At 76.5% G+C, this 8,195-nt stretch carries 1 protein-coding gene; it reads left to right on the forward strand.

Annotated elements, in window-relative coordinates; all coding sequences use genetic code 11:
• The coding region (locus tag ACQRUO_RS27825) for a type I polyketide synthase (RefSeq protein WP_428318838.1) at window positions 1-8,188 on the forward strand (8,188 nt) is incomplete at its 5' end.
• Window positions 8,189-8,195 lie beyond the last annotated feature (7 nt).

Below are 8,195 nucleotides of genomic sequence, written 5' to 3' on the forward strand. Positions count from 1 at the left end.
CAAGATGGTGCAGGCGATGCGCGCGGGCGTGCTGCCGCGCACCCTGCACGTGGATGCGCCGACCCCGCACGTGGACTGGTCGGCGGGCGCGGTCGAGCTGCTGACCGAGCAGCGGGCGTGGCCACAGACCGGTGAGCCGCGCCGGGCCGGTGTGTCGTCGTTCGGGATCAGCGGCACCAATGCGCACGTGATCCTGGAGGCGGCGCCGGGCCGGGAACCGGCGGATGACGGCGCCGAGCTCCAGCCCGCGGTGCTGCCCTGGGTGCTCTCCGCCCGCAGCGCCGAGGCGCTGCGCGAGCAGGCGGCGCGACTGCGCGAGCGGCTCGCAGCCGGTCGGCCGGCCGACGTCGGCCGGTCGCTGGCGAGCACCCGGTCGGCGTTCGAGCACCGCGCGGTGGTGGTCGCCGCCGAGCCGGCCGGCTTCCGGGCCGGGCTGGACGCCGTGGCCGCGGGCGAGCGGGCGGCGGGCGCCGTGCTGGGCACGGTGGTCGAGGGTGCCGACCGGGTGGTGTTCGTCTTCCCGGGGCAGGGGTCGCAGTGGGTGGGGATGGCTGCGGAACTGCTGGTGGAGTCGCCGGAGTTCGCGGCGCGGATGGCGGAGTGCGCGCAGGCGTTGGCGCCGTACGTGGACTGGTCGCTGCTCGAGGTGTTGGGCGACGCTGCCGCGTTGGAGCGCGTCGATGTGGTGCAGCCCGTGCTGTGGGCGGTGATGGTGTCGCTCGCGGAGGTGTGGCGGGCGCACGGGGTCACGCCTGCGGCGGTGGTCGGCCACAGCCAGGGTGAGATCGCGGCTGCCGTGGTGGCCGGCGCTCTGTCGCTGGCGGACGGCGCCCGTGTCGTGGCCCTGCGCAGCCAGGCGATCCGGGCGATCGCCGGGCGCGGGGGCATGGTGTCGACGGCGTTGCCGGCCGAGCGGGTCGCGGCCGGCTGGGACGGCCGGCTGTCGGTGGCGGCGGTGAACGGGCCTGGTTCGCTGGTGGTGTCGGGTGACAACGACGCCCTCGACGAACTGCTGGAGCGCTGCGCCGCCGAGGAGGTACGGGCCCGTCGGATCCCGGTGGACTACGCCTCGCACTCGGCGCACGTCGAGGAGCTGGAAGCGGAGCTGCTGGCTGCCCTGGCCCCCATCGCGCCGCAGGCCTCGACCGTGCCGTTCCACTCCACCGTGACCGGTGACCTGCTCGACACCACCCGGCTGGACGCCGCGTACTGGTACCGCAACCTGCGGCAGACCGTGCAGCTGGAGTCCACCGTGCGCGCCCTGCAGGCCGCCGGTCACCCGGTGTTCGTCGAGGTCAGCCCGCACCCCGTGCTCACCTTCGCGCTCCAGGAGACCGCCCCCGACGCGGTCGTCACCGGTACCCTGCGCCGTGACGAGGGAGGTCTGGCCCGCTTCCTCACCTCCGCCGCCGAACTCCACGTGGCCGGTGTCCCGGTGGCCTGGCGCTTCCCGGCCGGTGCCCGCACCGTCGAACTGCCCACCTACGCCTTCCAGCACCGCCGCTACTGGCTGGACGCACCCGCGCCGATCGCCGCCACCGGCGCGGACCGGGCGGAGGCCCGGTTCTGGACGGCCGTGGCCGACGGCGACCTGGCCGAGCTGGCCCGCACCCTGGGCTCGCCGCCGGAGGAGCTGGCCGAGGCGCTGCCCGCGCTGACCGCCTACCGGCGCCGCCGCCAGCAGCGCGCGACCACCGACGACTGGCGCTACGAGGTCAGCTGGCAGCCCGTCAACGACCGTCCGGCGCCCGGCACGTCCGCGGACTGGCTGCTGCTGCTCCCGGCCGGCGGGGCCGCCCCGGAGCTGGTGACGGCCCTGGTCGACGGTCTCGGCGCGCACGGGCTGCGGCTCACCCCGGTCACCCTCGACGCCGCCGACCAGCCCGCCGAGCGGGTGCGGGCCGCGCTCGCCGCCACCCCGGTGGCCGGCGTCCTCTCGTTGCTCGCCCTCGACGCGACCCCGCACCCCGAGCACCCGCTGCTCACCCGCGGCGCGGCCTGGACCGTGGAGCTGCTCCGCACCCTCACCGAGCTCGGCGCGCCGCTCTGGTGCGCCACCCGCGGCGCGGTGGCGACCGGCCGGGCGCAGGCGCAGGCGCCGGCGCAGCCGCAGCAGGCGCAGATCTGGGGTCTGGGTCGGGTGGCCGCGCTGGAGCACCCGGCGTGTTGGGGCGGTCTGCTGGACCTCCCGGCCGAGCTGGACGCCCGCGCCGCGGCCCGCCTCGCCGGGCTGCTCGCGGCCGGCCCGGGCGGCGAGGACCAGGTGGCGCTGCGCGGCAGCGGCCTGTTCGGCCGTCGCCTGGTGCGCGCGGCACTCGGGGACCGGCCGGCCCGGCGCAGTTGGGCGCCGCGCGGCACCGTGCTGGTCACCGGCGGGACCGGCGCGCTCGGCAGTCACCTGGCCCGCTGGCTGGCCGCCGGGGGTGCCGAGCACCTGGTGTTGACCAGCCGGCAGGGCCCGGACGCGGCCGGCGCGGCCGAGCTGCTCGCCGAGCTCGCCGCGTCCGGTGTCTCGGCGCAGGCGGTCGCCTGCGACCTGGCCGACGCCGGGCAGGTGGCCGAGCTGGTCCGCCGGGTGACCGCCGAGCACGGTCCGGTCCGCACCCTGGTGCACGCCGCCGGTGTCGGGCAGCTGGCCCCGCTTGCCGAGACCGACCCGGCGCTGCTGGCCGCGGCGGTCGGCGGCAAGGTGGCCGGTCTGGAGCACCTGGTGGCGGTGCTGGATCGGGACGAGCTGGACGCCGTGGTGCTCTTCTCCTCGATCGCGGGTGTCTGGGGGGTCGGCGACCACGGTGCCTACGCCGCCGCCAACGCCCACCTGGACGCGCTCGCCCTGGCTCGGGCGGCCGAGGGCCTGCCGGTGCTCGCGGTGGCCTGGGGGCCGTGGTCCGGCGGCGGCATGATTCCGGCGGAGCTGCAGGAGACGCTGCGCCGGCGCGGGGTGCCGGTGATCGACCCGGAGCCGGCGATCGGCGCCCTCCAGCTGGCGCTGGACCACCAGGACACCTGCGTCGCGGTCGCCGAGGTGGACTGGGAGCGGTTCGGGCCGGTCTTCACCGGTGCCCGGCCGAGCCCGTTGCTGGCCGAACTGCCCGAGGCGCGGGAGCCGGTGGCGGCGCCGGCCGCGGCTGCCGAGCCGTCGGGTCTGGCCGGCCGGCTGGCGGGCCTGCCGGCGGCCGAGCGCGAGGCGGCCGTGCTGGAGCTGGTCCGGGCCCAGGTGGCCGCGGTGCTCGGGCACGGGGACCCGGCGGCAGTCGAGGTCGGCCGGGCCTTCAAGGAGCTCGGCTTCGACTCGCTGACCTCGGTGGAGCTGCGCAACCGGCTGAACGCGGCGACCGGGCTGCGGCTGCCGGCGGCGGTGGTCTTCGACTACCCGCGCGCGGTGGTGCTGGCCCGGCACGTCCTGGAGCTGCTGCTGGGGGAGGCGCCGGCGCCGGAGCAGCCGGGCGCGGCGCTGCCCGGCACGACGGACGAACCCATCGCCATCGTCGGCATGGGGTGCCGCTTCCCGGGCGGGGTGCGCTCGCCCGAGGAGCTGTGGGAGCTGCTGCGGGCCGAGGCCGACGTGGTGTCCGGCTTCCCGGCCGACCGCGGCTGGGACCTGGCCGGCCTCTTCGACGAGGACCCCGACCGGGTCGGCCACTCCTACGTCCGGTCCGGCGGCTTCCTGCACCAGGCGGCCGAGTTCGACGCGGAGTTCTTCGGGATCGCGCCGCGCGAGGCGCTGGCCATGGACCCGCAGCAGCGGCTGCTGCTGGAGACCGTCTGGGAGGCGGTCGAGCGGGCCGGGCTGGACCCGGCCGGGCTGCGCGGCAGCCGGGCGGGCGTCTTCGTCGGCGCCTCCGCCCAGGAGTACGGCAGTCGGGTGCAGCAGGCCGGTGAGGGCCTGGAGGGCTACCTGATCACCGGCGCGGCCGGCAGCGTCACCTCCGGCCGGATCGCCTACACGCTGGGCCTGGAGGGCCCGGCGGTCACCATCGACACGGCCTGTTCCTCCTCGCTGGTGGCGCTGCACCTGGCGGTGCGGGCGCTGCGCTCGGGCGAGTGCGAACTGGCGCTGGCCGGCGGCAGCACGGTGATGGCCGGCCCGGAGGCCTTCCTCGCCTTCAGCCGGCAGCGGGCGCTGGCGCCCGACGGGCGGTGCAAGGCCTTCGCGGCGGCGGCGGACGGCTTCGGGCTGGCCGAGGGCGTCGGCGTGTTGGTGCTGGAGCGGCTCGCCGACGCGGAGCGGCTCGGGCACCCGGTGCTGGCCGTGGTGCGTGGGACGGCGGTGAACCAGGACGGTGCGTCGAACGGGCTGACCGCGCCGAACGGGCCGTCCCAGCAACGGGTGATCCGGGCCGCGCTGGCCGATGCGCAGCTGGGCAGCGCGGACGTCGACGTGGTCGAGGCGCACGGCACCGGCACCACGCTGGGCGACCCGATCGAGGCGCAGGCCCTGCTGGCCACCTACGGGCAGGGGCGGGCCGCGGACACGCCGCTGCTGCTCGGCTCGCTGAAGTCCAACATCGGCCACACCCAGGCGACCTCCGGTGTCGCGGGCGTGATCAAGATGGTGCTCGCGATGCGGCACGGCGTGCTGCCGCGCACCCTGCACGTGGACGCGCCGACCCCGCACGTGGACTGGTCGGCGGGGGCGGTGGAACTGCTGACCTCGGAGCGGGCGTGGCCCCGCACCGGTGAGCCGCGGCGGGCCGGGGTGTCCTCGTTCGGGATCAGCGGCACCAACGCGCACGTCATCGTGGAGCAGGCGCCGGTCACCGAGCCCACCGCGCCGCGGCCGGCCGCGGACCACCTGGTGCGCTGGCCGCTCTCCGCCCGTTCGGCGGCGGCGCTGCGGGCCCAGGCGGTGCGGCTGCGCGAGCTGCTGGCGGCCCGTCCGGAGCTGGACCCGGCCGACCTAGGGCACTCGCTGGCGACCGGGCGGGCGCTCTTCGAGCACCGCGCGGTGGTGCTGGGCGAGGACGGCCTGGCGGCCCTGGCACGCGGCGAGCAGTCGCCCGAGCTGGTCACCGGCGCGGCCGGTGGCGCGGGGCGGACGGCGTTCCTGTTCACGGGGCAGGGGTCGCAGCGGGTGGGGATGGGGCGTGAGTTGTATGGGGCGTTCCCGGTGTTCGCGGATGCGTATGACGCGGTGTGTGCGCGGCTTGATGTCGAGCTCCCCGCTGATGACGCTGTGCATCAGACCGGGTTTGCGCAGCCGGCGCTGTTCGCTCTCGAAGTCGCGTTGTTCCGGCTGCTGGAGTCGTGGGGTGTGAGCCCGGATGTGGTGATGGGTCACTCGGTGGGTGAGATCGCGGCGGCGCATGTGGCCGGGGTGTTCTCGCTGGAGGATGCCTGCACGCTGGTGGCTGCCCGTGGTCGGTTGATGCAGGCGTTGCCGGCTGGTGGGGCGATGGTGGCGGTGCAGGCCGCGGAGGCGGAGGTGTTGCCGTTGCTCACCGCCGGTGTGTCGATCGCTGCGGTGAACGGGCCGCAGGCCACGGTGGTCTCCGGTGACGAGGCTGGGGTGCTGGCGGTTGGTGAGTACTTCGAGGGGTTGGGTCGGAAGACTAGGCGTTTGCGGGTCTCGCATGCGTTTCACTCAGGCGCTATGGACGCGATGCTGGTGGAGTTCGGCGAGGTGGTGCGTGGGCTTTCGCCTGCTGTGCCGCGGATCGCGCTGGTCTCCAACCTGACCGGCGCGCTGGTGAGCGACGAGGTCTGCGACCCGGCGTACTGGGTGCGTCATGTCCGCGAGGCGGTCCGGTTCCACGACGGCATCCAGACGCTGGCCGCCCAGGGGGTGACCCGCCTGCTGGAGGTCGGCCCCGACGGCACCCTGACCGCGCTGGCCCAGGACAGTCTGCCCACCGAGCCCCGGGTCGCGGCGACCGCGCTGCGTAAGGACCGGCCCGAGGTGCAGTCCTTCCTGACCGCCCTCGCCGAACTCCACGTCGACGGCGCACCCGTCAGCTGGCAGTACCCGGCCGACGCCCGCCGGGTCGAGCTGCCCACCTACCCCTTCCAGCCGGCCCGCTACTGGCCGGCGGCCCCGGCCCCGGCCGCCGCCCAGCAGAGCATGGACGATCGCCTCTGGGCGGCCGTGGACTCCGGCGACCTCGCCGCCTTCGCGTCGGCGCTCGGCGTGGACGACCAGGCTCCGCTGAGCAGCGTGCTGCCGGCGCTCACCGACTACCGCCGCGACCGGCAGCAGGGCGCCCAACTGGACGACTGGCGCTACCGGATCGTCTGGCGACCGTTGAGCACGCCGCCGGCCCCGACGCTGAACGGCCGCTGGCTGCTGCTGGTCCCGGCCGACCGGGCCGACGAGCAGTTGCCCGCCGCCGTCCGCGCCGGACTGGAACGGCACGGCGCCACGGTCGCCCTGCTCGCCGTCGACCCGGCCGACCTGGCGCCGGTGCGCGCGGCCGTCACGGAAGCGCCCGCCGGCGTGCTCTCGCTGCTCGCGCTGGACGAGCGCCCGCACCCGGAGCACCCGGTGGTCCCGCTCGGACTCGCCGCCGACCTGGAGCTGTTCCGGCTGCTCGGCGAGCTCGCCGTGACCGCCCCGCTCTGGTGCGCCACCCGCGGCGCGGTCTCGACCGGCGCCGAGGATCCGACCACCAGCCCCTGGCAGGCGATGAGTTGGGGCCTGGGCCGGATCATCGGCCTGGAGCACCCGGACCGCTGGGGCGGGTTGATCGATCTGCCCGCTGCACTGGACGCCCGCGGCGCCGCTGCGCTGGCCGGCGTGCTGGCCGTGCAGCAGGGCGAGGACCAGGTCGCGGTGCGCCCGTCCGGCCTCTGGGGTCGGCGGATGGTCCGGGCCGCCGCAGCGGCCGACGCCGCAGCGCCGGCGCGGCGCCCGTGGCAGCCGCGCGGCACGGTGCTGATCACCGGCGGTACCGGCGGGCTGGGCGCGCAGGTGGCGCGCTCGCTGGCCCGGGCCGGTGCGGTGCACCTGGTGCTGACCAGCCGACGCGGCCCGGCCGCCCCCGGCGCCGCCGAGCTGTCCGCGGAGCTGATCGACCTCGGCGCTGAAGTGACCATCGAGGCCTGTGATGTGGCGGATCGTCAGGCCGTCGAGAAGCTGCTGGCGCAGTACCCGCCGACCGCCGTGGTGCACACCGCCGGGACCGCCCAGTTCGCGGCGCCGGTCGAGCGGAACACCGTGGCGGACCTGGCCGAGCTGGCCGGCGGCAAGGTGGCCGGCGCGGTGCACCTGAGCGACCTGCTGGGCGAGCGCGACCTGGACGCCTTCGTGCTCTTCTCCTCCGGCGCCGCCGCCTGGGGCAGCGGCGGGCAGGCCGCCTACGGCGCGGCCAACGCCTTCCTCGACGCCCTGGCCGAACAGCGCCGCGCCCAGGGGCTGGTGGCGACCTCGATCGCCTGGGGCTCGTGGGCCGGCGGCGGGATGGCCGAGGGTCACGTCGGAGCCCAGCTGCGGCGCGGCGGGGTCCCCGAGATGGCGCCCGAGGCCGCGGTGGCCGGGCTGCGGCAGGCGGTGGACGCCGACGAGACCGCACTGGTGATCGCGGACATCGACTGGGCGGCCTTCGTGCCCGGCTTCACGCTGGCCAGGACGCGCCCGCTGCTCGCAGAACTGGCCGACGCCCAGGCGGTGCTGGCCGAGAGTGCGGTCGCCGAGCCGGAACCGTCGACCGGCGGCTGGACCGAGCGGCTGGCCACCCTGGCCGAGCCGGAGCAGACCCGCCTGCTGCTCGACCTGGTCCGCACCGAGGCCGCCGCCGTGCTCGGCCTGGCCGGGCGCGAGCAGGTCCGCCCGGGCCGGGCCTTCCGCGAGCTGGGCTTCGACTCGCTGACCGCGGTCGCGCTGCGCCGCAGGCTGGCGGCGGCCACCGGGCTGAGCCTGCCCGCCACGCTGGTCTTCGACCACCCGACCGCCGCCGAGCTGGCCGAGCACCTGCGGGTGCAGCTGCGGCCCGGCGGGGACGGTGCGGTCGAGCCGCTGCTGGCCGAACTGGACCGGCTGGCGGGTGCGTTGGCCGCGCTGCCGGCCGACGCCGCGGCGGCGCGCGAGCGGATCGGCGACCGGCTGGCGGAGCTGCTCACCGCCTGCGGGCGGCAGGTGCTGCCGGCCGACCGGGAGCCGGACGCGGACGAGCAGGCGAGCGCGCGCGACTTCGAGTCGGCGACCACGGATGACGAACTGTTCGACCTGATCGACAGCGAGTTCGGCCTGTAAGGGCCGG

Source organism: Kitasatospora sp. LaBMicrA B282, from assembly GCF_050325825.1.
GTDB lineage: Bacteria > Actinomycetota > Actinomycetes > Streptomycetales > Streptomycetaceae > Kitasatospora.